Origin of the sequence: Hydrogenophaga intermedia (genome assembly GCF_023715105.1) — a bacterium.
Classification (GTDB): domain Bacteria; phylum Pseudomonadota; class Gammaproteobacteria; order Burkholderiales; family Burkholderiaceae_C; genus Hydrogenophaga; species Hydrogenophaga intermedia_A.
In genome coordinates, this window is the sequence record NZ_JAMBNO010000009.1 from 127,945 (window position 1) to 151,411 (window position 23,467).

Genomic DNA, 23,467 nt, shown 5'->3' on the forward strand with positions numbered 1-23,467 from the left:
AAACCGGCCATTTTACCGGCCAGCCCCGTTCGCGCCGGCCAGTCGGTCGGCAAAGCCAGAACGCTGCATCAGCGAGGCCGGCTGGGGTTGCAGGCCGGTGATCTGCATCCGCCCGCCGCGGCGCTGCACCGCCTTGTGCAATTGCTCCAGCGCGTCCAGCCCGGTGGTGTCGAGCGAAACCATCATGTGGGCATCCAGCACCAGGTGCACCGGGCCGGGCGCGCCTTGCACGGCGTCGATCATTGGGTCGATCTTCGTGACCGCACCGAAGAACAGCGAGCCGTAGAGGCGCCAGGTTTGCTGACCTTCGGCACTGCCCACCGGCTCGACGCGAAAGATGTCCTGCTGGCGGCGCACGAACAGCACCACCGCCAGCACCAGGCCCAGCTCCACCGCCACCGTGAGGTCGAACACGATGGTGACGGCGAAGGTGCTCAGCAGCATGAGCCGGTAGTGGTTGCTGAAATGCTTCAGGCGCGCGAACTCGCGCCACTCACCCATGTTCCAGGCCACGAACAGCAGCACCCCGGCCAGCACCGCGAGCGGGATGTGAAAGGCCAGCGGCGCCGCCGCCAGCACCACCAGGGCGAGCGTGGCCGAATGCACCAGGCCCGCGATGGGCGAGGTGGCCCCGGCGCGGATGTTGGTGACCGTGCGCGCGATGGTGCCGGTGACCGGCATGCCGCCAAAGAACGGCACCACCGCATTGGCCACGCCTTGCGCCATGAGTTCCTGGTTGGGGTCGTGCTTGGGCGTGTCGGAGAGCTGATCGGCCACCCGCGCGCACAGCAGCGACTCCACCGCGCCCAGCAGCGCGATGGTGAGCGTGGGCGTGACCAGCAGGCGCACGGTTTCCCACGAAAAGTCGGGCAGCACGAAGGCCGGCAGGCCCTGCGGAATGCCGCCGAAACGCGTGCCGATGGTCTCCACCGGCCATTGCATGGCCCAGGCCAGCAGCGAGAGCGTGACCAGGGCGATCACCGGGCCCGGGATACGCGAGGTGGCGCGCAGCGCGCCCGGTACCTCCAGCGCCTCGATGCGCCGGCGAAAGCGCGAATCGGCGGCCCACAACCGCGGCCAGATGAACAGGCCGAGCACACAAAGCAGGCCCAGCAGCAGCGCCCACGGATTCCAGCTCTGTGCGTGCGTGGCCAGGGTGTGCATCTGGCCGAAGAAGCTCGCCGGCATCTTCTCCACCTGCAGGCCCAGCAGATCGCGCAACTGCGACAGACCGATCAGCACCGCGATGCCGTTGGTGAAGCCGATCACCACGCTCACGGGCACGTAGCGCACCAGCGCGCCGAGCTTGAACAGGCCCAGCAAGAACAGCAGCACGCCCGCGCTGGCGGTGGCGATCAGCAGGTTGGCCAGGCCATAGCGCTCGACGATGCCGTAGACGATCACGATGAAGGCGCCCGCGGGGCCGGCGATCTGTACCGAGGTGCCACCCAGCGCGGACACCAGCAGCCCGCCGATGATGGCCGTCCACAGGCCGGCCTGTGGCGGCAGCCCGCTGGCGATGGCGAACGCCATGGCCAGGGGCAGCGCCACGATGCCCACCGTGAGGCCGGCCCCCACGTCGCGCCCCAGGCGGGCGCGGTCGTAGTCGCGCAGGTCCGCCATCAAACGGGGGCGGAACGACGCCAGCGGGGGCAGATTGGCCATGGAGCGATGTTACCGATGGCTACGCAAGCCGCCGCGTCACGGCCTACACTGCGCGGCCCGAGCCTGATGGAGAGCGTCGCATGACCCGACCCGACACGACCAGCGCCTGGTGGCGCCTGGGCCGCCTGATCACCGCCGCCCTGGCCGCGGTGGGGTTCGTCGGCGCCTGTGACCTGCAGAACATCGCCGAGCTGGAGCCTGGCGTTTCCACCGACGCCGATGTGCGCGAGAAGTTCGGCCCGCCCGAGGCGGTGTGGGAGGGTGCCGACGGCGCCCAGATCTACGAGTACAACCGCCAGCCCGAGGGTGTGGTGAACTACATGATCACCGTCGGTGCCGACGGCGTGCTGGTGAAGGTGTCGCAGGTGCTCACCGAAGAGAACTTCGCCCAGGTGCAGCCCGGCATGGCGATGGAGCAGGTGCGCCGCCTGCTCGGCAAGCCGCGCAGGGTGCAGACCTTTGCCCTCAACGGTGAAACCAGCCAGGACTGGCGCTTCCAGCCCAAGGGCCAGACCGAGCCGATGATCTTCAGCGTCGCCTACGACCGCGACTTGCGCGTCATTCGCTCGGGCATCATGCCCGACCCGGACCTGCAGCGACGCTGATCAGCGCACCCGCATGCCCGGCTTCGCGCCGACCGTCGGTTCGAGCACGTAGATGCCCGGCTCGGCTTTCTCGTCGGCGTGGCTCGCCGCCAGCACCATGCCTTCGCTCACGCCGAACTTCATCTTGCGCGGCGCCAGGTTGGCCACCAGCACCGTGAGCTTGCCCTTGAGCTGTTCGGGCTGGTAGGCGCTGGCGATGCCGCTGAAGACGTTGCGCGTTTTCCCCTCGCCCACGTCGAGCGTCAGGCGCAGCAGCTTGGTGGAGCCCTCCACGCGCTCGCATTCCACGATCTGCGCGATGCGCAGGTCGATCTTCGCGAAGTCGTCGATGGTGATGGTCTCGGCGATGGCCTCGCCACCGGGCAGCGGTGCGGCTTCCACCGGCGCCGGCGGCGGCTCGAACAGGGCGTCGAGCTGCTTCACGTCCACGCGCTGCATGAGGTGCTGGTAGGGGTTGATGGCGTGGCCCGGGCCGAGCAGGCCGGCGGCATCGGCCCAGCGCAGCGGCTTGACCTGAAGGAAGGCCTCGACCTGCGTTGCCAGTGCGGGCAGCACCGGCTTGAGGTAGAGCGTGAGCAGGCGGAAGGCTTCGATGCAGGTGCTGCACACGTCGTGCAGGCGCGCGTCCTGACCTTCCTGCTTCGCGAGCTCCCAAGGCTTGTTCTGGTCCACGTAGGCGTTCACCTGGTCGGCCAGCGCCATGATCTCGCGCAACGCCTTGCCGTACTCGCGGCTGTCGAACAGGGCAGCCACCCCATCGGCGCGTGCCTGCAACGCCTGCAGCAGCGTGGCGCCGTCGGCCGATGCCGTGCCCAGTCGGCCGCCAAAGCGCTTGGCAATGAAGCCGGCGGCTCGGCTGGCGATGTTGATGAACTTGCCCACGAGGTCGCTGTTGACCCGCAGCATGAAATCCTCGCGGTTGAAGTCGATGTCTTCGTTGCGCGGCGAGAGCTTGGCGGCCAGGTAGTAGCGCAGCCACTCCGGGTTCATGCCCAGGCTGAGGTACTTCAGCGGGTCCAGCCCGGTGCCGCGGCTCTTGCTCATCTTCTCGCCGTTGTTGACGGTGAGAAAGCCGTGCACGAACACGGCGTTGGGTGTCTTGCGGCCACTGAAGTGCAGCATGGCCGGCCAGAACAGCGTGTGGAAGGTGATGATGTCCTTGCCGATGAAGTGGATCTGCTCGGTGTGCGGGTCGGCCATGAAGGCGTCGTAGTCGATGCCTTGCTTGCCCAGCCAGTTCTTGAGCGAGGCCAGGTAGCCCACCGGCGCGTCCAGCCACACGTAGAAGTACTTGCCCGGTGCGTCGGGGATCTCAATGCCGAAGTAGGGCGCGTCGCGCGAGATGTCCCAGTCGCCGAGCTTGGTGTTGCCGTGTTCGTCGGGCGCGATCCACTCGCTGATCTTGTTGAGCACCTCGGGCTGCACCGCGCCACTGTGGGTCCAGTCCTTCAGGAAATCCAGGCAGCGCGGATCGGAGAGCTTGAAGAAGAAGTGCTCGGAGTTTTTCAGCACCGGCTTGGCGCCCGAGAGCGCCGAGTAGGGGTTGATCAGGTCGGTGGGGCTGTAGACCTTGCCGCAAACCTCGCAGTTGTCGCCGTACTGGTCCTTGGCGTGGCAGTTGGGGCACTCGCCCTTGATGAAGCGGTCGGGCAGGAACATGTTCTTCTCAGGGTCGAAGAACTGTTCGATGGTGCGGGTCTCGATCAGGCCGTTGGCCTTGAGGTCTTTGTAGATCTGCTGCGCGAGCTCGTGGTTCTCGGGCGCGTCGGTGCTGTGCCAGTTGTCAAAGCCGATGTGAAAGCCGTCAAGGTAGGGCTTGCGGCCGGCGGCGATGTCGGCCACGAACTGCTGCGGCGTCTTGCCCGCCTTGTCGGCCGCGATCATGATCGGCGCGCCGTGGGCGTCGTCGGCACAGACGAAGTGCACCTCGTGCCCCTGCATGCGCTGGAACCGCACCCAGATGTCGGCCTGGATGTATTCCATGATGTGGCCGATGTGGAAGTGGCCGTTGGCGTAGGGCAGGGCGGTGGTGACGAACAGGCGGCGCGGGCTCATGGCGGGGCTTTCTTCTGGGGAATCGGGGATTTTAGGGACTCGGCGGTTTGCTCTGGCGTTCTCCGGCCGCGCCGGGCCTTGGCGACCGGGGTGTCCGATTCCGCTCATGTCCCCCGGATCGGGCTTGTAGCCCGATCCTCCTCCTTTACTTCGCTCCATCGGACACCCCGATCACCAAGGCCCTCGTGGACGCTCGTTGCTGGCGTGCCCGGCTGCCGCTTCAGCGCGCGGGTGTGGGGTGCTTCACGCAGCGGCATAAAGGAGGAGGACCGCGCAGCGGTCCGGGGGACAGCCGCGGAGTGAAGTACCCCGCGACCGCGAGCAGGCGAGGTCTTCGAGTGAAATACGGCGCGGGCCAGCCAACAAGTCCGTACTCCCCCTGTGTGAATCACGTCCCGGGAGCCCGGACGGTAGACTTGCCGCCGCCGCAGAGCAACGCCCGGCCCCCGCTGGCCGCGCGCAGACCCCACTTTCCCCTGGAGCCATTTCCCCATGTCCGTCGATCAACAGGCGCTGATGCAGGCGCTGCAAGCCGTGCAGGACCCGAACACCGGGCGCGATTTCGTCACCACCAAGGCGCTCAGGAACCTGCAGGTGCACGACGGCGACGTGTCGTTCGACGTCGAGCTCGGCTACCCCGCCAAGAGCCAGATGCCCGCGCTGCGCAAGGCGCTGATCGCGGCCGCCCGCTCCGTGCCGGGCGTGGAAAACGTGTCGGTGAACCTCGCCACCAAGGTCATCCCGCACGCCGTGCAGCGCGGCGTGCAACTCATGCCCAACGTCAAGAACATCATCGCCGTGGCCTCGGGCAAGGGCGGCGTGGGCAAAAGCACCACCGCCGTCAACCTGGCCCTGGCCCTGGCCGCCGAGGGCGCCAAGGTGGGCGTGCTCGACGCCGACATCTATGGCCCGAGCCAGCCCATGATGCTCGGCATCGAAGGCAGGCCCGAGAGCGCCGACGGCCAGACCATGGAGCCGCTGGAAAACTACGGCATCCAGTGCATCTCGATCGGTTTCCTGATCGACCGCGACGAGGCCATGATCTGGCGCGGCCCGATGGCCACGCAGGCGCTGGAGCAGCTGCTGCGCCAGACCAACTGGAAGGATCTCGACTACCTCATCGTCGACATGCCTCCCGGCACCGGCGACATCCAGCTCACGCTGTCGCAGCGCGTGCCGCTCACCGGTGCGGTGATCGTCACCACGCCGCAGGACATTGCATTGCTCGACGCGCGCAAGGGCATCAAGATGTTCGAGAAGGTGGGCGTGCCCATTCTGGGCATCGTGGAAAACATGGCCGTGCACGTGTGTGAGAAATGCGGTCACGTCGAGCACATCTTCGGCGCCGATGGCGGCAAGAACATGGCCGCCGAGTACGGCATGGACTACCTGGGCGCACTGCCGCTGAACATGAGCATCCGCGTGCAGGCCGACAGCGGCATGCCCACCGTGGTGGCCGACCCCGACGGCGAGATCGCTGGCCTGTACAAGGGCGTGGCGCGTCAGGTGGCGATCAAGATCGCGGCCAAGGCCAAGGACTTCTCGTCCAAGTTCCCGAGCATCAAGATCTCGAAAGAGACCTGACGCACGCCCTGCGGGTTGGTGTTTCCCCCGGGGTGGGAATACCGCCGCGGGGGTATGGGCCGCGGCGGCGGATTGCGGTGTCATCGGTGCTTCACCGAAGGAGCGCACCGCGATGCAGCACCGGAACCACCACATCCAGCGCATGTCGCGCGCCGACCTGGGCCTGGCCCTGCAATGGGCCGACCAGGAGGGCTGGAACCCCGGCCGGCAGGACACCGACATCTTCCACCCCATCGATGTCCGCGGCCATTTCATGGCGCGTGTGGACGACGAGCCCGTGGCCTCGGTGAGCGGGTTGCGCTACAGCGTGAGCTACGGCTTCCTCGGCCTGTACATCGTGCGCCCGCCCTGGCGCGGGCGCGGCCTGGGTCTGGCGGTGTGGAATGCGGCGCTCGACCACCTCAAGGGCTGCGTCGTGGGGCTCGATGGTGTGGTCGAGCAGCAATCCAACTACCGGCGCAGCGGGTTCGACCTCGCGTGGCACAACCGACGCTACCAGGCCACCGGGCGTTCGCCGCGTCCGCGCGATCCGCACATCGTCAAGCTCACCGGTTTGCCGTTTTCAACCCTGGCGACCTACGACCGCGCCTTTCATCCCGAGCCGCGCCCGGTGTTCCTGCAGGCCTGGATCCAGCAACGCCATGGCATGGCCCTGGGCTGGCTGCAGGACGGCCGTCTGCGCGGCTATGGCGTGGTGCGCGCCTGCACCCACGGACACAAGATCGGCCCGCTGTGCGCCGACACACCCGAGATCGCCGACGCGCTGCTCGATGCCTTGCTGGGCTGCGTGGTGCTGCGCGAACCGGTCTGGCTGGACGTTCCCGAGCCCAACCGCGAGGCCATTGCCCTGGCCGAGCGCCATGGCATGGTGGCGGGGTTTCCCACCGCCCGCATGTACCGCGGCCCGGCGCCGCACATCGACCTCGCGCGCCAGTACGCGCTCACGGCGCTCGAGATCGGCTAGCAGCGCCTGCCGTGCCTCAGCCGGCCGCCTTCTCGCGTTCGCGCAGCCGAAAGCGCTGGATCTTGCCGGTCGCGGTCTTGGGCAACTCGTCCAGGAACTCGATGAAGCGTGGGTACTTGTAGGGCGCCAGGCGCTCTTTCACGAAGGCCTGCAGGTCGGCCGCGCTGGCCTGCTGGCCAGGCTTGAGCACCACGTACGCCTTCGTCTTGGTCAGGCCGTCGTTGTCTTCCTTGCCGATGACCGCGGCCTCCAGCACCGCGGGGTGCTGCACCAGCGTGGCCTCCACCTCGAACGGGCTCACATAGATGCCGCTGACCTTGAGCATGTCGTCGTTGCGACCGGCGTAGGTGTAGGTGCCGTCGGCGTTGCGCAGGTACTTGTCACCGCTCTTGGTCCAGCCGCCCTGGAACGTGTCACGGCTCTTGGCGCGGTTGTTCCAGTACAGCAGCGCCGCGCTCGGGCCCTGGATGTAGAGGTCGCCGATCTCGCCGTCCGGTACCGGCTGCCCGTCCTCGCCACGCAGTTCCACCGCGTAGCCGGGCACCGGAAAACCGGTGGTGCCGTAGCGCACTTTGCCCGGCACGTTGGACAGGAAGATGTGCAGCATCTCGGTGGAGCCGATGCCGTCGATGATCTCGACGCCGAAATGACGCGTCCAGCGCTCGCCGATGTCTTGCGGTAGGGCTTCGCCGGCCGAGGAGCACAGGCGCAGCGCGACCGCTTTGCGGGGCGGCAGTTCGGGGCTGGCGAGCATGCCGCCGTAGCCGGTGGGTGCGCCGCAGAAGATGGTGGGCTGGTGCTCGGTCAGGCGCTTGAACACCGCCTGCGGCGTCGGCCGCTCGGCCATCAGCACCACGCTGGCGCCCACGCTGAGCGGAAAGCTCAGCGCGTTGCCCAGTCCGTAAGCAAAGAACAGCTTGGCGGCCGAGAACACGGTGTCGCTCTCGCGCATCCGCAGCACGCCGCGGCCGTAGAGCTCGGCCGTCCAGTACAGGTTGCCCTGCGTGTGCACCGTGCCCTTGGGTGCGCCGGTGGAGCCGCTGGAGTAGAGCCAGAACGCGGGCTCGTCGGCGTGGGTGTCCGCCGCTTCTGCGGGTGAAGCACCCTGAAGAAGCGCGTCGAACGCCTGGGCCCCGGCCGGCAGGGCGCTGCCGCGCGAGACGATCAGGTGCTTCACCTCATGGCCGCCCAGCGCCATGGCCTCCTGCAGCGTGGGCAGCAAGGCGCCCGAGGCGATGACGGCCTGCGCGCGGCTGTCGCCCAGCATGTAGGCGACGTCCTTGGCCGGCAGCAGGGTGTTGATGGCGACCGGCACCACGCCCGCGTGCAGCGCGCCGAGGAAGGCCACCACCCAGTCGCTGCTGTCGTGCGCGAACAGCAGCACGCGTTCTTCGCGACGCAGGCCCAGGCTTCGAAGCGCGCCGCTGAAGCGCGCCACCGCATCGGCGAGTTCGCCGTAGCTCAGGCGGCCCTGATCGTCGATCAGGGCCGCCTTGCCTGCCCGCGCGGCGTTGCGTTCGATCAGGTGACGTGCGAAGTTGAAGCGTGCCGGCGGTGCGGCCACATCGGGCTGGCTCATGGGGTGTCTCCTCTTTGGGGGCGTGTTGTGTCAGAGGCTCAGGGTTGTCGCCTGATTGGCCAGCGCGTCCAGCGCGCCAGTGTGTGCCTGCACCGCACTGCGGCGGTGGTAGAAGTTGAGCGCGCGCAAGCCGCCGAGCTCCTCGCCGCCGCCCGCGCGGCCGGGGCCGCCGTGTTGCGAGTGCGGCATCACGTTGCCGTGGCCGGTCTGGGATTGCGCCACCTCGGGCGAGATGGCGTGCACGCGGCCGTGGCTGTCGGCCAGTTCCAGCGCGGCTCGGGCGGTGAAGGCCGCGTCGGCGCTGTAGACCGACGCCACGAGCGAGCCTTGGCCGCGGCGGATCAGCTCGAAGGCCTGGGCCTCGTTGTCGTAGGGCATGAGCGTGGCCACCGGGCCGAACACCTCGACCTCGTGCAGCACGCGCGCAGCCACCGGGTCGGTGGTGCCCAGCAACACCGGCTGCGCGCAGGCGGCCACCGCAGCGTCCGCGTCCACCAGCGCCTGGGTGCGACCGTCGTACAGGGGCGTGGCTTCGCTCAGCAGTTGCGCCAGGCCCTCGCGCACGCTGTTGAACTGCGCGCGGCTCACCAGCGCGCCCATGCGCACCGCTTCGTTGCGCGGGTTGCCCACGGTCGTTTTCGCCAGCTTGGCGCCGATGGCTTCGGCCGCAGCGTCGTACAGCGCGCGCGGCACGAAGGCGCGGCGGATCGCGGTGCATTTCTGCCCGCTCTTGACCGTCATCTCACGCACCACCTCGGCCACGAAGAGCTTGAACGCTTCGCTGTCGGCGGTGGCCGACGGGTCGAGCAGGGCGCTGTTGAGACTGTCGGCCTCGATGTTCACGCGCACCGAGCGTTGCGCCACCGCCGCATGGCTGCGGATCACGGCCGCGGTTTCGGCCGAGCCGGTGAAAGACAGCACGTCGAACGGCGTGAGCGCGTCGAGCAGGCCGGCGGAGGAGCCGCAGATCACCGACAGGGCGCCCGCGGGCAGCACGCCGGCTTCGACCACGTCCTGCACCATGCGCTGCGTGAGCCAGGCGGTCGGCGTGCCGGGCTTGACCACGACCGGCACGCCTGACAGCAACGCGGGCGCGGCCTTTTCCCACAGACCCCAGCTCGGGAAGTTGAAGGCGTTGATGAACAATGCTAGGCCGCGCGTGGGCGTGAGGATGTGCTGGCTCTGGAAGCCCTCGTCCTTGCCCAGTCGGATGCGACCGCCGTCAAGCAGCACAAGGGCGTCTCCTAGCTTTTCGCCCCATTTCGCGTACTGGCCTAGCGTGAAGATGCCGCCGTCGATGTCGACCGCCGAATCGCGCGTGACGGTGCCCGAGTTGGCGGTGGCGATCGCGTAGTAGTCGTCGCGCTTGGCCTGCAGCACCTGCACCACCGCAGCCAGGAGGCGGGCGCGTTCACGGTAGCTGAGCGCACGCAGCGCGGCGCCACCTTGTTCGCGCGCAAAGCGGAAGGCGCTCGCCACATCAAGCCCCTCGCGGCTCACACGCACGAGTTCGGTGCCCAGCACCGGATCGAACAACGGGGTGCCGGCGCCCTGGCCGGTTTGGGCCTTTCCGGCAACGATGTTGGGCAATAGAGGGGTCTGTGTCATGTCTGGGGCTGGTGTGTGGGCCGGCTTGGCGATAAAGTGCACTATCTTGCGTGCGGCAGAACCTGCATTAAAGTGCATGTTGCGCCGTTTGGCAAGCCCGACAACCCAAGTCCCGCCCACCATGGACGCCGACGTCAGTACCGCCATCTCCTCACACCCCGCTCCCCACGAGGACGAGGCCCGCCATCCCTTCCTGCTGGCGCTCGGCGAGCGCGTGCGCACCCTGCGCTCGCGCCGTGGCATGACGCGCAAGGCGGTGGCGCTGGCGGCCGACGTGTCCGAACGCCATCTCGCCAACCTCGAATACGGCACCGGCAACGCGTCCATCCTGGTGCTGCTGCAGGTGGCCGATGCCCTGCATTGCCCGTTGGCCGAACTGATCGGTGATGTGAGCACAAGCTCACCGGAATGGCTGCTGATTCGCGAGATGCTGGCCGGGCGCTCCGAGGCCGAATTGCGCCGCGTGCGCGTGGCCATCGGCGGTGCGCTGGGGCAGGGCCAGGCCGACACCGACGCCGCGCGCCGCACCCGCATCGCGCTCATCGGCCTGCGCGGCGCGGGCAAGTCGACGCTGGGCCAGCGGCTCGCCGACGACCTGGGCTACGCCTTCATCGAACTCAGCCGCGAGATCGAGAAGTTCGCCGGCTGCAGCATCGACGAAATCCACAACCTCTACGGCACGCCGGCCTACCGCCGCTACGAGCGCCGCGCGCTGGAAGAAACGATCCAGATCTACCCCGAGGTGGTGATCGCCACGCCCGGTGGGCTGGTGTCGGATGCCGCCAATTTCAACCTGCTGCTCGCGCACTGCACCACCGTGTGGCTGCAGGCCGACCCGGCCGACCACATGGGCCGTGTCGCGGCGCAGGGCGACATGCGGCCCATGGCCGCCAGCCGCGAGGCCATGGAAGACTTGAAGCGCATCCTCGCGGGCCGTTCGGCCTTCTATTCCAAGGCTGAACTGCACTTCAACACCAGCGCCTACGACGGCGTCGACGAGGCCTTCGCCGCCTTGCGTCAGCAGGTGCGGTCCTTGGTCGACACCTGATCTTCATCCGACCGGCGGTGAAAACATGCACAAAAGTGCATTGACGCCGCCTCATGGCATGCAATATTATTCCGGTCACGCTGACGACATCGGCATTTCTCTGCCGCTGTCGCCCCCGCCCCCTGAGGAGACCGTCATGAGCCAGCCCGCATCCGTCGACTACCGCACCGACCCCAGCCAATACCGTCACTGGAAACTCAGCGTCGATGGCCCCATCGCCACGCTCGCCGTGAACATCGACGAGGACGGCGGCATCCGCCCCGGCTACAAGCTCAAGCTCAACAGCTACGACCTGGGCGTGGACATCGAGCTGCACGACGCGCTCAACCGCATCCGCTTCGAGCACCCGCAGGTGCGCACCGTGGTCGTCACCAGCCTGAAGGACCGCGTGTTCTGCTCGGGCGCCAACATCTTCATGCTCGGCCTCTCCAGCCACGCCTGGAAGGTGAACTTCTGCAAATTCACCAACGAGACGCGCAACGGCATCGAGGATTCCTCGAAGCACAGCGGCCTGAAGTTCATCGCCGCGCTGAATGGCGCGTGCGCCGGCGGCGGCTACGAACTGGCCCTGGCCTGCGACGAAATCGTGCTGGTGGACGACCGCAGCAGCGCCGTGAGCCTGCCCGAGGTGCCGCTGCTGGGTGTGCTGCCCGGCACGGGTGGCCTCACCCGCGTGACCGACAAGCGCCACGTGCGCCATGACCTGGCCGACATCTTCTGCACCACCAGCGAAGGCGTGCGCGGCAAGAAGGCGGTGGAGTGGCGCCTGGTGGACTCGATCGCCAAGCCGCAGCAGTTCGCGGCCCACGTGCAGGAGCGCGCTGCCGCGCTGGCTGCCCAGAGCGACCGCCCGGCCGACGCGAAGGGCGTGGCGCTGCCGCGCGTGGCACGCACCGACAGCGCCGACGGCATCGAGTACGCCTTCGTCAACGTCGCCATTGACCGTAGCAAGCGCACCGCCACCCTGACGGTGAAGGCCCCCACCGGCGCGCAGCCTACCGACATCGCCGGCATTGAGGCCGCGGGCGCCGCGTGGTGGCCGCTGCAGATGGCGCGCGAACTCGACGACGCCATCCTGAACCTGCGCACCAATCAACTCGACATCGGCACCTGGTTGCTCAAGACCGAAGGCGACGCCGCCGCCGTGCTGGCCAGCGACGCTGCGCTGCTGCGCCATCAGGATCACTGGTTCGTGCGCGAGACCATCGGCCTGCTGCGTCGCACCTTCGCGCGCCTGGACGTTTCCTCGCGCAGCCTGTTCGCCCTCGTCGAGCCGGGCTCGTGCTTCGCCGGTTCGCTGGCTGAACTGGCCTTCTGTGCCGACCGCACCTACATGCTGGCGCTGCCCGACGACGCAGACAAGGCTCCGCGCATCACGCTCGGCGAGTTCAACCTCGGCCTTCTGCCGATGGTGAACGGCCAGTCGCGCCTGCAGCGCCGCTTCTATGAAGAAGCCGCGCCGATGGAAGCGGTGCGCGCCGCGGTGGGCAAGGCGCTCGACGCCGACGCCGCGCTCGCGCTCGGTCTCGTGACCTCCGCGCCCGACGACATCGACTGGGCCGACGAGGTGCGCATTGCGATTGAAGAGCGTGCTGCCATGTCCCCCGACGCGCTGACCGGCCTGGAGGCCAACCTGCGCTTCGCCCAGAAGGAAAACATGCTCACGCGCATCTTCGGCCGCCTCACCGCCTGGCAGAACTGGATCTTCATCCGCCCCAACGCCGTCGGCGACAAGGGCGCGCTCAAGGTCTACGGCAAGGGCGACAAGGCGATGTTCGACTTCAACCGCGTCTGATTCGAAACCGTTGTGCGGTGGGTTCTCCGGTGGAGCCAGCCGCAACCGCAGGACAGTCCACCGACAGGAAACCCGCAGGAGCACCGCGATGTCCACGATCAACTACAGCGAAAAGATCCCCAACAACGTCAACCTCTCCGAAGACCGCACGCTGCAGCGCGCGCTGGAGCACTGGCAGCCCAACTACCTGCAGTGGTGGCAGGACATGGGCCCCGAGGGTTCGCAGAACTTCGACGTCTACCTGCGCACTGCCGTCAGCGTGGACCCGCAGGGCTGGGCGCAGTTCGGCCACGTGAAGATGCCCGACTACCGCTGGGGCATCTTCCTCAACCCCGGTGATGCCGACCGCAAGATCCACTTCGGTGACCACATGGGCGAAGCCGCCTGGCAAGACGTGCCCGGCGAGCACCGTGCCAACCTGCGCCGCATCATCGTGACGCAAGGCGACACCGAGCCCGCGTCGGTGGAGCAGCAGCGTCACCTGGGCCTGACCGCGCCCAGCCAGTACGACCTGCGCAACCTGTTCCAGGTGAACGTGGAGGAGGGCCGCCACCTCTGGGCCATGGTGTACCTGCTGCACAAGTACTTTGGCCGCGACGGCCGCGAAGAGGCCGAGGCCCTGCTCGAGCGCAACAGCGGTGACGCCGACAACCCACGCATCCTGGAAGCCTTCAACGAGAAGACGCCGGATTGGCTGAGCTTCTTCATGTTCACCTACTTCACCGACCGCGACGGCAAGTTCCAGCTCTGCGCACTGGCCGAGTCCGCCTTCGATCCGCTGGCCCGCACGACGAAGTTCATGCTGACCGAAGAAGCGCACCACATGTTCGTGGGCGAGTCCGGCGTGGGCCGTGTCATCACGCGCACCTGCCAGATGATGAACGAGCTCAAGACCGACGACCCGGGCAAGCTGCGCGCGGCCGGCGTGATCGATCTGCCCACCATCCAGCGCTACCTGAACTTCCACTACTCGGTCACCATCGACCTGTTCGGTGCCGACCAATCGAGCAACGCCGCCACCTTCTACAGCTCTGGCCTCAAGGGCCGTTACGAAGAAGGCAAGCGCAGCGACGACCACGTGCTCAAGGGCCAGACCTACAAGATCCTGGACGTGCAGGGCGGGCAACTGACCGAGAAGGAAGTGCCCATGCTCAACGCGCTCAACGAGGTGCTGCGCGATGACTACATCAAGGACTCGATGGCCGGCGTGGAGCGCTGGAACAAGCTGATCGAGAAGGCCGGCCTGCCGCACCGCCTGAAGGTGCCGCACAAGGCCTTCCACCGCAACATCGGCACCCTGGCGGGCGTGAAGGTGTCCCCCGATGGCCGCGTGGTCAGCGAGGCGGAATGGAACGCCAAGGTGGACGAATGGCTGCCGACCGCGGAAGATCGTGCCTTCGTGGCCTCCCTCATGGGCCGTGTGGTCGAGCCCGGCAAATTCGCCAACTGGATCGCGCCGCCGGTGATGGGGATCAATCGCCAACCCGTGGATTTCGAGTACGTCCGTTTCGGCTGATCTTTCTCATGAATGCGCCCGTTGAACTCGCTGTCATCCAGCAACACCTGATCGACCCGGAGATATGCATCCGGTGCAACACCTGCGAGGCGACCTGCCCCGTGGGGGCGATCACGCACGACGCGAACAACTACGTCGTCGATGCGGACAAGTGCAACCTGTGCATGGCCTGCGTGCCCCCGTGCCCCACGGGGTCGATCGACAACTGGCGCACGATGCCCAAGGTGCGCGCCTACTCCATCGAGGAACAGTTCGGCTGGGAATCGCTGCCGGCCGAGTTGCCCCCCGAGGAGCTGGCCGCCGCCGGGGCCGATGTGGCCGAGACCGGTCCGGCCGCAGCGCCCGCACCCGTCAGCGCGTCGCCCGCGGCCACGGAAGACAAGTTCGTTGCCACGCGCTATGGCGCCACGCTGCCGCCCTGGTCGGCCGCGCACGCCTACACCAACCTCTACGGCCCCAAGGCCGCGCAGAAGACCGTGACCGCCACCGTGGTGGGCAACCTGCGCGTCACCGAGGTCGGCACCGAGTACGACACGCACCACATCGTGCTCGACTTTGGCGCCATGCCTTTTCCCGTGCTGGAAGGCCAGAGCATTGGCGTGATCCCGCCAGGCACCGACGAGAAAGGGCGCGCCCACCATGCGCGTCAGTACAGCATCGCAAGCCCGCGCAACGGCGAGCGTCCTGGCCACAACAACCTCTCGCTCACCATCAAGCGCGTGCTGCAGGACCACCAGGGCCGCCCGGTGCGTGGTGTGGCGAGCAACTACATGTGCGACCTCAAGGTGGGCGACAAGGTCGAGGTGATCGGCCCGTTCGGCGCGAGCTTCCTCATGCCCAACCACCCGAAGAGCCACATCGTGATGATCTGCACCGGCACCGGCTCGGCGCCGATGCGGGCAATGACCGAGTGGCGCCGGCGCCTGCGCGCCTCCGGCAAGTTCGAGGGCGGCAAGCTGATGCTGTTCTTCGGTGCCCGCACGCAGCAGGAGTTGCCGTACTTCGGCCCGCTGCAAAGCCTGCCGAAGGACTTCATCGACAGCAACTTCGCTTTCAGCCGCACCCCGGGCCAACCGAAGAAATACGTGCAGGACGCCATGCGCGAGCGCGCTGCCGATCTTGCCGCGCTGCTGAAGGACCCGAACGCGTACTTCTATGTGTGCGGCCTCAAGAGCATGGAAGAGGGCGTGGTGCTGGCGCTGCGCGACATTGCCAGCGGCGCCGGGCTCGACTGGGAGGCCGTGGGTGCTGCACTGCAGCGAGAAGGCCGCCTGCACCTCGAGACGTACTGAGCCGGCGGGGCAAGCACGCGTTCGGCAGCGTGCGCCGGGGCGATGACGTACAGTCTCGCCTTGATATGCATGCTCACCATACGTCTGCCCCCGCGCGACAGCGGCCCGTGATCGAGGTCGATGTCGTGATGCGCCGCGAGCCGGTCAGCGGGCCCATGGCGCGCTGGCAGCCCTGGCGCTGGGTGCTGGCCGACGTGATGCTTCATGCGGCGCCCGAAGAGGCCGCGCTGCTCGATCCGGACGAAGCTCACGAACCCCAGGCGGTCGAGCCGATCGACGCTGCCCAAGCGCCTGCCGGTAGCAGCCACTGGCTCCACCCGCGCTTTCGCGTCGAACTGTTCCGCGACGATGCCGAAGGCTACTTCCTGAATCTCAACAGCCCGCAGCCTTGCTTCTGGGTCATGTGGCGGCTCGATGAATCGCGCCTGCTCGACGGTGAACCCGTGGCCGTGCCGCTGATCACGACGCTGAGTTACCACGACGCTGGCCGCTGGCTCGATGCCCAGGAGCGTGTGGATCAGGTGCCCGCGCCCGCCGAGGTGGTGGACTGGATGCGCGCTTTCGTCGACGCGACCTATGTGCCCGAGCCCAAGCGGCGCAAGCGTCCCGAGAGCTTCCGGCCGCTGACGGACCGTTTCGGCCAGCCGGTGCGCATCAGCACGGAGAAGCGATGAGCACCGACGAAGGCAATTTCTTCTCGCGCTGGTCGCGTCGCAAGGAGGCGGTGCGCAGCGGCCAGGCGCTGCCGCCTGAACCCGCTGTGGTACCTGCACCTGCGCCGGCCGCAGTGGCCCCTGCCAGCTTGCCCGCAACGTCCGCGCCCCGTGCCGAACCCGAAGAGGCCAAGGCTCCCGCGCCCACGCTGGACGACGTCGCACAGCTCACGCCCGAGTCCGATTTCCGCCGCTTCGTGGCGAAGGACGTGCCCGGTGACGTGCGCAACGCCGCGGTGAAGAAGCTGTTCGCCGACCCGCACTTCAACGTGATGGACGGTCTGGACGTCTACATCGACGACTACAGCAAGCCCAGCCCGCTGTCCAAGGCCGAGCTGGCCATGATGGTGGGCGCAAAATTCCTCAAGCTCGTCGACGACCCGGACGAGAAGAAAACCACCGAGGCCACCGCGCCTTCGGCCCCCACAGACGGCGGACCCACCGCCGCCACCCCCGGCCCCGAGACGGCCGAACCGACCCCGCCCCACGATGACCACGTTGATCTGCAACTGCAACCAGACCATGACCCTGGACGCGAAAGCCCTGGGCCAGGCGCTGGATGAGGACCTGACCACTCACACCACGCTGTGCCGGCGCGACGCGCCGGCCTTCCAGCGAGCCACCCGCAGCAGCGACGAACTGGTGGTGGCCTGCACCCAGGAAAGCCGCTTGTTCAACGAACTGAGCGAGCAGACCGAAGGCGCTGTCGCAATCGACGTTCGCCCCATCAAGTTCGTCAACCTGCGCGAGACCGGCGGCTGGGGCCGCGAGGGCCGTGCCGCCACGCCCAAGATGGCCGCGCTGCTGGCCGCGGCGCGCCTGCCCGAGCCCGAGCCGGTGCCCACCGTCACCTACAAGAGCGCCGGTCGCACCCTCATCGTCGGCCCGCTCGACGCGGCCGAGCGCCTGGCTGCCCGTGTGGCCGACGTGCTCGACGTGACCGTGCTGGCCCAGGGCGGACGCGGCCAGCAGGCGCGCACCTGGCCGGTGGTGAGCGGGCAGGCCGTGGCGGTCACTGGCTGGCTCGGTGCCTTCGACGTCAGCTGGGACAGCGCCAACCCGATCGACCTGGACCTGTGCACCCGCTGCAATGCCTGTGTGGCCGCGTGCCCCGAAGGTGCCATCGGCCTCGACTACCAGATCGACCTGGACAAGTGCAAGAGCCACCGCGACTGCGTGAAGGCTTGCGAGGCGGTGGGTGCGATCAACTTCCAGCGCGACCCCCAGTCGCACCGCGAACGCTTCGACATCGTGGTCGACCTGCGGGCACAGCCCGCGTTCACGCAGCACGCCCACCCGCAAGGCTACTTCCACCTGCCCGAGGGCGTGAACAGCGATGCCGGCATCGACGCGGTGACGCGCCTGCGCGAGCTCGTGGGCGAGTTCGAGAAGCCGAAGTTCTTCGTCTACAAGCAAAAGCTCTGCGCGCACGGCCGCAACGAGACCGTGGGTTGCGATGCCTGCGTGCAGGTGTGTTCGGCGCTGGCCATCCGCAGCGAGGTCGAGCGCCAGCAGATCGCGGTGAACCCCAATCTGTGCGTGGGCTGCGGCGCCTGCACCACGGTGTGCCCGACCGGCGCGCTGAGCTACGCTTACCCGCGCGCCAGCGAGCAGGGCGTGAAACTGCGCACCGTGCTGGCCACCTACGCCAAGGCCGGCGGGCAGGACGCCGCCCTGCTGCTGCACAGCCAGGGGGCGGGCAGCGAGCTGATCAACGCGCTCGGTCGCGAAGCCATGCTGCGGCCCAAGGCCGTCAAGGGCGTGCCGGCGCGGGTGATTCCGCTGCCGCTGTGGCACACCGCCTCGCTCGGGCTCGATGTGTGGCTCAGCGCATTTGCGTACGGTGCGTCTCAGGTGTGGGTGCTGATGACCGACGAGGAGGCACCGCAGTACGAGGCCGCGCTGCGCGAGCAAATGGCGGTGGCGCAGGCCATCGTCAACGGCCTGGGCTACAGCGGCACGCATTTCCGCTTGATCCGCACCACCGACGTCGCGACACTGGACACCCAGCTCGCGTCGCCGCCGGCGCAGGGCGTCAAGCGCCGCGCCAGTTTTGCGCTGCAAGCCGAAAAGCGCGCCACGCTCGAGCTGGCCATCGACCACCTGCTGCAGGACAGCGCCACGCTCAACCGCACCGCGCAGGCCGTTGCCTTGCCCGCGCCGGCCCTGTTCGGCGCCGTCAACGTCAACAAGGACAGCTGCACGCTGTGTCTGAGCTGCGTGAGCGCCTGCCCGGCCAATGCGCTCCTCGACAACGCTGAACGCCCGCAACTGCGCTTTGTCGAGAAGAACTGCGTGCAATGCGGCCTGTGCGCCACCACCTGCCCGGAAGACGCTATCACGCTGGAGCCGCGCCTGTTGCTCACCGAGCAACGCAAGCAGCCGCGCGTGCTCAACGAGGCCCAGCCCTACGCCTGCATTCGCTGCGGCAAACCCTTCGGCACGCTCAAAGGCGTGGAAGTGATGCTCGCCAAGCTCTCGGGCCACGCCATGTTCCAGGGCGAGGCGCTGGAGCGCCTCAAGATGTGCGGCGACTGCCGTGTCGTGGACATCTACTCCAATCCGGGCGAGGCCCGCATCACCGACGTTTGAAGGCTGTTGTCATGATGGAACGCATCCCTGTCTCGTCGACACTGGACGAGGAAACCGCGCGAGCCGAGGTCTATGGCCTGCTCGCGGCCCTGTACTACGCACCGCCTGCGCCCGAACTGCTGAGCCAGTTGCGCGTGGCCGCCACCGAAGCGCCCGCCGCCGGCGCCTTCCTGGAAGAACCCTGGCGCGCCGTGGTGGCTGCAGCGCGCGAGCGCAGCGACGCGCAGATCGCCGACGAATACGACGCGCTGTTCGGCGGTGTCGGCAAGCCCGAGATCTTCCTGTTCGGTTCGCACTACCTCAGCGGCTTCCTCAACGAAAAACCCCTGGCCCGCCTTCGCAGCGACCTGGCCGAGCTTGGCCTCGCGCGCGATGAAGCCATGCCCGAGACCGAGGACCACGTGGCCTACGTGTGCGAGGTCATGCGCTATCTCATCGCCGGCGACGACGTGGAGATCGCCAACCTCACGCGCCAGCGTGCGTTCTTCAGTGCCCATGTGCAGCCGTGGGTACCGCAGCTGTGCGAAACCATTGCTGGCCACCCCAAGGCCGGTTTCTACGCCGCGCTGGCGGCTTTCACCAACGCCTTCATCGGCGTCGAGGCCCAGGGCTTCGACATGCTGGTGTGAACCGGGGCGGGGATATGGCCAAGGGTTACTGGGTTGCGCACGTCGATGTGGACGACGTCGAACGCTACAAGGACTACATCGCCGCCAACGCGGAGCCATTTCGCGCCCATGGCGCACGGTTCGTGGTGCGCGGCGGGCGCTTCACCTGCGTGGAGGGCAACAGCCGCAGCCGCCACGTGGTGATCGAGTTCCCTTCCTACGAGCAGGCCCTGGCCTGCTACCACTCGCCGGCCTATCAGGCCGCGGTGGCACTGCGCGCGCCGGTGTCGGTGGCCGACATCGTGGTCATCGAAGGCTACGACGGCCCGCAACCCTGAATCACTGCGCGCCGGGGCGGCCGTTGCCGGTGGCTGCCGCTTGCGGTGCCTGGGGTTCGGTATACAGATTGACCGTCAGCACCGCGCCGTGCGCCCCGTCGCTGCGATTGGCGGCGCTGATGTGCCCGCCGTAGCGCTCCACCAGGCCCTGGCTGATCCAAAGGCCCAGGCCGTTGCCGTCGTTCTTGGTGGTGAAGAAAGGGCGAAATAGTCGCTCCAGTGCCGCCGGGGGAAAGCCCGAGCCGCTGTCGATCACCTGCAATTCGGCGCCGGCCTCGTTGTCGCGCGTGCCCAGGCGCAGCGTGCCGCCTTCGGGCATGGCCTGAATGGCGTTGATGAGCAGGTTGATGATGACCTGCTGCAACTCCTGGCGGTTGATGCCGACGCGGTGCGTCGCGCGCAGATCGCGCTCGATGGTGATGCCGGTCTTGGCGAGCAGGTGGCTCACCAGCACCAGACAGTCTTCCACCGTGCGGTTGAGGTCCAGTGCATCGACGTAGCCCGCGTATTCCGTGGGCCGCGCGTACTGCAGCAACTGCGTCACGATGATGCGCATGCGCTCGATCTGTTGATCCAGCAGCGCCAGTTCGCCGCGGACCGCGTCGGCGCGCGGGCCCAGCGTGTCGCGCATCAGGTCCAGGTTGCCCTGCATCACCGCAATGGGGTTGTTGATTTCGTGCGCGATGCTGGCCGTGAGCTGGCCGATGGCGGCGAGTTTCTCGCTCTTGACGAGCTGCTCTTGCGCCAGCTTGAGCGAGGCGTTGCTGGCCTGCAGTTCCTGGGTGCGCTCGGCCACCTTGCGGTCGAGCTCGTCGGCCCATCGTTGCAGCGCCGCGGTCTTGTCGTCGATCACGTCGAGCAACTGATCCAGGTGGCCCGCCAGCGCCCCGAGTTCGTCACGGGCCTGCAGCTCGCCAACGCGCGCGGTGCTGTCGCCCAGCTCGACGCACTGCATCGTCAGGTTCATTTGCTGCACCGGCTCGAAGATGCTGCGTGCCCAGCGCAGCGAGAACCAGGCCGATGCGGCCATCACGCCACCGAAGATCAGTCCGATGAGCGCGAGCATGGCGTAGCGCATCAGGCGAAACGGCGCCTCGGTGAAACCGACGTAGAGCATGCCGATGCGTTGCCCGTGCACATCGGTGAGTGGCTCGTAGGCCGAGACGTACCAGTCGTTGACGACGAAGGCCAGGTCGAGCCAGGTGCGGCCCTCGCCCAGGACCGTGTTGCGCACCGCCTGCGACACCCGTGTGCCGATGGCGCGACGGTCCTGGAACAGGCGCACGTTGGTGGTGATGCGAACGTCCTCGAGGAACAGTGTGGCCGTGCCCTGGCTGTCGAACGGCAGCGATCCTGCGGGATAAACGATGCGGTTGATGTGGTCGATGAAGTCCAGGTTCTGGTTGAGCAGCAGGCCACCACTGAGCACGCCCAGACGACGGCCCTGGGCGTCGATCACCGGCAGCGTTGCTTGCGCCACCATGGCGCGATCTTCCGTTTCACGCTTGGTTGGGGCGGCGTTGCGTGTGGGCACCAGGGCGATGCTGGTGCGCGATGCCAGGTGCGGGACGACGGCGCGCAAGGCCTCGTTGTCGAGCAGCAGCAGCCGTGCCTTGGCCCGCTCGCGCTGCGTCTGCACCGACTCGGCCAGCACCGGGGGCAGGCGCTGTTGTCCGGCACGCTGGTCCTCCACGCTCAAGCCGGGCGGGGCGCCGCGCGCCATGGGCCGGCCCGCCGTGTCGTACAGCACCAGGAAGTCCAGGCCCAGGCGTTCGCGCTCGGCCGCGAGATGTGCCGAGAGTTGCGCTCGCGCCTCGGGCGTGCCGGGGCGCAATGCATCGGCCAGCGCGCGCGAATCGGCCACACCCAGCGTGCCCGAGCCGACCTCGATCAGCACCTGATCGAAGTAGCCCTGTGCCACCGCCAGATCACTGCGCACCTTGGTGATCAGCAACCGGTCGTAGGCCTGGTTGCTCCAGATGGCCAGCGCCAGCACCAGCAGCGGGAACGCCACCAGCAGCGGCAGCAACGCCATCGCCAGCAGCTTGTTGCGCACCGAGGTGGCCAGCCACCGTGGGGTGCGCCAGCCGATCAAGCCTGGCCCCACTCGGCCACGCGCCGTTCCAGCGTGCGACGCGACACCCCGAGCAGTTGTGCTGCACGCGTCTTGTCGCCATGCACCGAGTCGAGCACCGAGAGGATGTGCATCTTCTCCAGCGAATGCAGGTCGATCGGGCGGCCTTCGGGCAGGGCCTGGGGCGTACCGGGGTAGAGCGCCGACACGTTGAGGCTGCCGAGGATGAGCGAGCGCTCGATCAGGTTGCGAAGTTCACGCACGTTGCCCGGCCAGCCGTACTGCTGCAGGAATGCCATCTCCTCGCCGCTGATGCTCAAAGGGTCGGCACCGAGCGCGGGCGCAAGTTGCGCCATGAAGTGAGCCACCAGCGCGGGGATGTCTTCCTTGTGTTCGCGCAGCGGCGGCAGCGTGAGCTCCACCACCTGCAAACGGAAATACAGGTCCTTGCGGAAGCGCCCGGCGGCAACCTCGGCGCTGAGTTCCCGGTTGGTGGCGGCCACGATGCGCAGGTTCACCGGCACCAGCTGTTCGCTGCCCACCGGGCGGATCTTCAGGTCCTCGAGAGCGCGCAGCAGGGTGGCCTGGATCGGCAGCGGAAGTTCGGCCACCTCGTCCAGGAAGAGCGTGCCGCCCTGCGCGTAGTGAAACAGGCCGTCGCGCGCGCGCGTGGCGCCGGCGAAGGCACCTTTGGCGTGGCCGAACAGTTCGCTCTCGATGAACTCGGGAGACATGGCCGCGCAGTTGACCGGCACGAACGGCCCGCCGGCGCGTGCACTGCGCGCGTGCAGTTCGCGCGCCACGAGCTCCTTGCCGGTGCCCGACTCACCCTGCAACAGGACCGTGCTGTCCACGGCGGCCACGCGTTCCAGCGACGCGCGCAACGCGCGCAGGGCCGGCGATTCGCCGACCAGCGCCGCGCGGTTCATCGGTGCGTGTGCCACGGTGCGACGCAGCACGAAGTTCTCGCGTCGAAGCCGCGCGCGCTCGTGGCACTGCTTGATCGCATTGAGGATCTGCGGCACGCGAAACGGCTTGAGGATGAAATCCGAGGCGCCCGCGCGCAGGGCCTCGATCGCCGTGTCCAGGTCGGCAAAGGCGGTGATCAGGATCACTTCGCCGCTGTAGCCCTGTTCACGCAGTTCCTTGAGCCATTCGACCCCGCTCTTGCCCGGCAGGGAGATGTCCAGCACCACCAGGTCGACCCGGTGGCCGCGCAGCCACTCGGCACCGTCCTCGGCGCTGGTGGCACTCATCACGAAGCGGCAGCGCGGCGCCAGCGTCTTGACCAGGAAGTTGAGCATGCCCTGCTCGTCATCCACCACCAGGATGGACCAGTCGGGCCAGCCCTCGAGCGTGCGTTCGGGGCCGGAAGGGGTCGGTGCGTTGTTGTCCACCGACGGCATTCTAGGAAGGAGGCTGATCGATTCA

General features: G+C 67.8%; 18 protein-coding genes. 12 read left to right on the forward strand and 6 right to left on the reverse strand.

Going from position 1 to position 23,467, the window contains the following annotated elements:
- Positions 1 to 12 precede the first annotated feature (12 nt).
- Complete coding sequence (locus tag M3149_RS10360) at positions 13 to 1,665, reverse strand: SulP family inorganic anion transporter (protein ID WP_251709229.1); 1,653 nt, start codon at positions 1,663 to 1,665, stop codon at positions 13 to 15.
- A gap of 80 nt (positions 1,666 to 1,745) precedes the next feature.
- Between M3149_RS10360 and bamE the strand changes: the two genes are divergently transcribed.
- Positions 1,746 to 2,270 carry an outer membrane protein assembly factor BamE domain-containing protein gene (gene bamE / locus M3149_RS10365; protein ID WP_251709230.1) on the forward strand — a complete coding sequence of 175 codons (525 nt, stop codon included), beginning with the start codon at positions 1,746 to 1,748 and terminating at the stop codon, positions 2,268 to 2,270.
- Here bamE and metG read toward each other — a convergent pair whose 3' ends face one another.
- A complete protein-coding gene (gene metG / locus M3149_RS10370; protein ID WP_251709231.1) occupies positions 2,271 to 4,325 on the reverse strand; it encodes a methionine--tRNA ligase in 2,055 nt (684 codons plus the stop codon).
- A 492-nt stretch (positions 4,326 to 4,817) separates the two neighbouring features.
- On the opposite strand from metG, the gene apbC reads away from it, so the two are divergent.
- Both apbC and M3149_RS10380 read left to right on the forward strand, forming a co-directional pair.
- The gene (gene apbC / locus M3149_RS10375) at positions 4,818 to 5,909 is read left to right on the forward strand and encodes an iron-sulfur cluster carrier protein ApbC (protein ID WP_251709232.1); all 1,092 of its coding nucleotides are present in this window, start codon (positions 4,818 to 4,820) and stop codon (positions 5,907 to 5,909) included.
- 112 nt (positions 5,910 to 6,021) lie between these two features.
- Complete coding sequence (locus M3149_RS10380) at positions 6,022 to 6,873, forward strand: GNAT family N-acetyltransferase (protein ID WP_251709233.1); 852 nt, start codon at positions 6,022 to 6,024, stop codon at positions 6,871 to 6,873.
- 16 nt (positions 6,874 to 6,889) lie between these two features.
- Here M3149_RS10380 and M3149_RS10385 read toward each other — a convergent pair whose 3' ends face one another.
- Together M3149_RS10385 and M3149_RS10390 are read right to left on the reverse strand one after the other, a co-directional pair.
- Positions 6,890 to 8,452: a benzoate-CoA ligase family protein gene (locus M3149_RS10385; RefSeq protein ID WP_251709234.1), complete on the reverse strand. Its 1,563-nt coding sequence runs from the start codon at positions 8,450 to 8,452 to the stop codon at positions 6,890 to 6,892.
- Positions 8,453 to 8,482: 30 nt separating this feature from the next.
- Entirely contained in the window at positions 8,483 to 10,060 is a 1,578-nt protein-coding gene (locus M3149_RS10390; protein ID WP_251709235.1) for a 3,4-dehydroadipyl-CoA semialdehyde dehydrogenase, read from the reverse strand.
- Positions 10,061 to 10,181: 121 nt separating this feature from the next.
- Between M3149_RS10390 and M3149_RS10395 the strand changes: the two genes are divergently transcribed.
- From M3149_RS10395 to M3149_RS10435, 9 genes are all read left to right on the forward strand, one after another.
- Entirely contained in the window at positions 10,182 to 11,108 is a 927-nt protein-coding gene (locus tag M3149_RS10395; RefSeq protein ID WP_251709236.1) for a helix-turn-helix transcriptional regulator, read from the forward strand.
- Positions 11,109 to 11,244: 136 nt separating this feature from the next.
- A complete protein-coding gene (boxC, locus tag M3149_RS10400; protein ID WP_251709237.1) occupies positions 11,245 to 12,903 on the forward strand; it encodes a 2,3-epoxybenzoyl-CoA dihydrolase in 1,659 nt (552 codons plus the stop codon).
- 88 nt (positions 12,904 to 12,991) lie between these two features.
- Positions 12,992 to 14,419, forward strand: coding sequence for a benzoyl-CoA 2,3-epoxidase subunit BoxB (gene boxB / locus M3149_RS10405; RefSeq protein WP_251709238.1), 1,428 nt, complete (start codon positions 12,992 to 12,994; stop codon positions 14,417 to 14,419).
- A gap of 8 nt (positions 14,420 to 14,427) precedes the next feature.
- The gene (gene boxA, locus M3149_RS10410; RefSeq protein WP_251709239.1) at positions 14,428 to 15,711 is read left to right on the forward strand and encodes a benzoyl-CoA 2,3-epoxidase subunit BoxA; all 1,284 of its coding nucleotides are present in this window, start codon (positions 14,428 to 14,430) and stop codon (positions 15,709 to 15,711) included.
- Positions 15,712 to 15,776: 65 nt separating this feature from the next.
- Complete coding sequence (locus tag M3149_RS10415; RefSeq protein WP_251709240.1) at positions 15,777 to 16,385, forward strand: DUF3305 domain-containing protein; 609 nt, start codon at positions 15,777 to 15,779, stop codon at positions 16,383 to 16,385.
- Complete coding sequence (locus M3149_RS10420) at positions 16,382 to 16,987, forward strand: DUF3306 domain-containing protein (protein ID WP_251709241.1); 606 nt, start codon at positions 16,382 to 16,384, stop codon at positions 16,985 to 16,987. The genes M3149_RS10415 and M3149_RS10420 overlap by 4 nt, the downstream gene beginning before the upstream one ends.
- Positions 16,947 to 19,016 carry a 4Fe-4S binding protein gene (locus M3149_RS10425; RefSeq protein ID WP_251709292.1) on the forward strand — a complete coding sequence of 690 codons (2,070 nt, stop codon included), beginning with the start codon at positions 16,947 to 16,949 and terminating at the stop codon, positions 19,014 to 19,016. Before M3149_RS10420 ends, M3149_RS10425 begins: the two co-directional genes overlap by 41 nt.
- Positions 19,017 to 19,027: 11 nt before the next feature.
- A complete protein-coding gene (locus M3149_RS10430; protein WP_251709242.1) occupies positions 19,028 to 19,645 on the forward strand; it encodes a TorD/DmsD family molecular chaperone in 618 nt (205 codons plus the stop codon).
- A 14-nt stretch (positions 19,646 to 19,659) separates the two neighbouring features.
- The gene (locus M3149_RS10435) at positions 19,660 to 19,962 is read left to right on the forward strand and encodes a DUF1330 domain-containing protein (RefSeq protein WP_251709244.1); all 303 of its coding nucleotides are present in this window, start codon (positions 19,660 to 19,662) and stop codon (positions 19,960 to 19,962) included.
- Between the two features lies 1 nt (position 19,963).
- Here the strand turns inward: M3149_RS10435 and M3149_RS10440 are convergent, their stop codons facing one another.
- Positions 19,964 to 22,057 (reverse strand): sensor histidine kinase, encoded by a 2,094-nt coding sequence (locus M3149_RS10440; RefSeq protein ID WP_353056811.1) that lies wholly within the window; start codon positions 22,055 to 22,057, stop codon positions 19,964 to 19,966.
- Entirely contained in the window at positions 22,054 to 23,442 is a 1,389-nt protein-coding gene (locus M3149_RS10445) for a sigma-54-dependent transcriptional regulator (RefSeq protein WP_251709245.1), read from the reverse strand. Before M3149_RS10445 ends, M3149_RS10440 begins: the two co-directional genes overlap by 4 nt.
- Positions 23,443 to 23,467 lie beyond the last annotated feature (25 nt).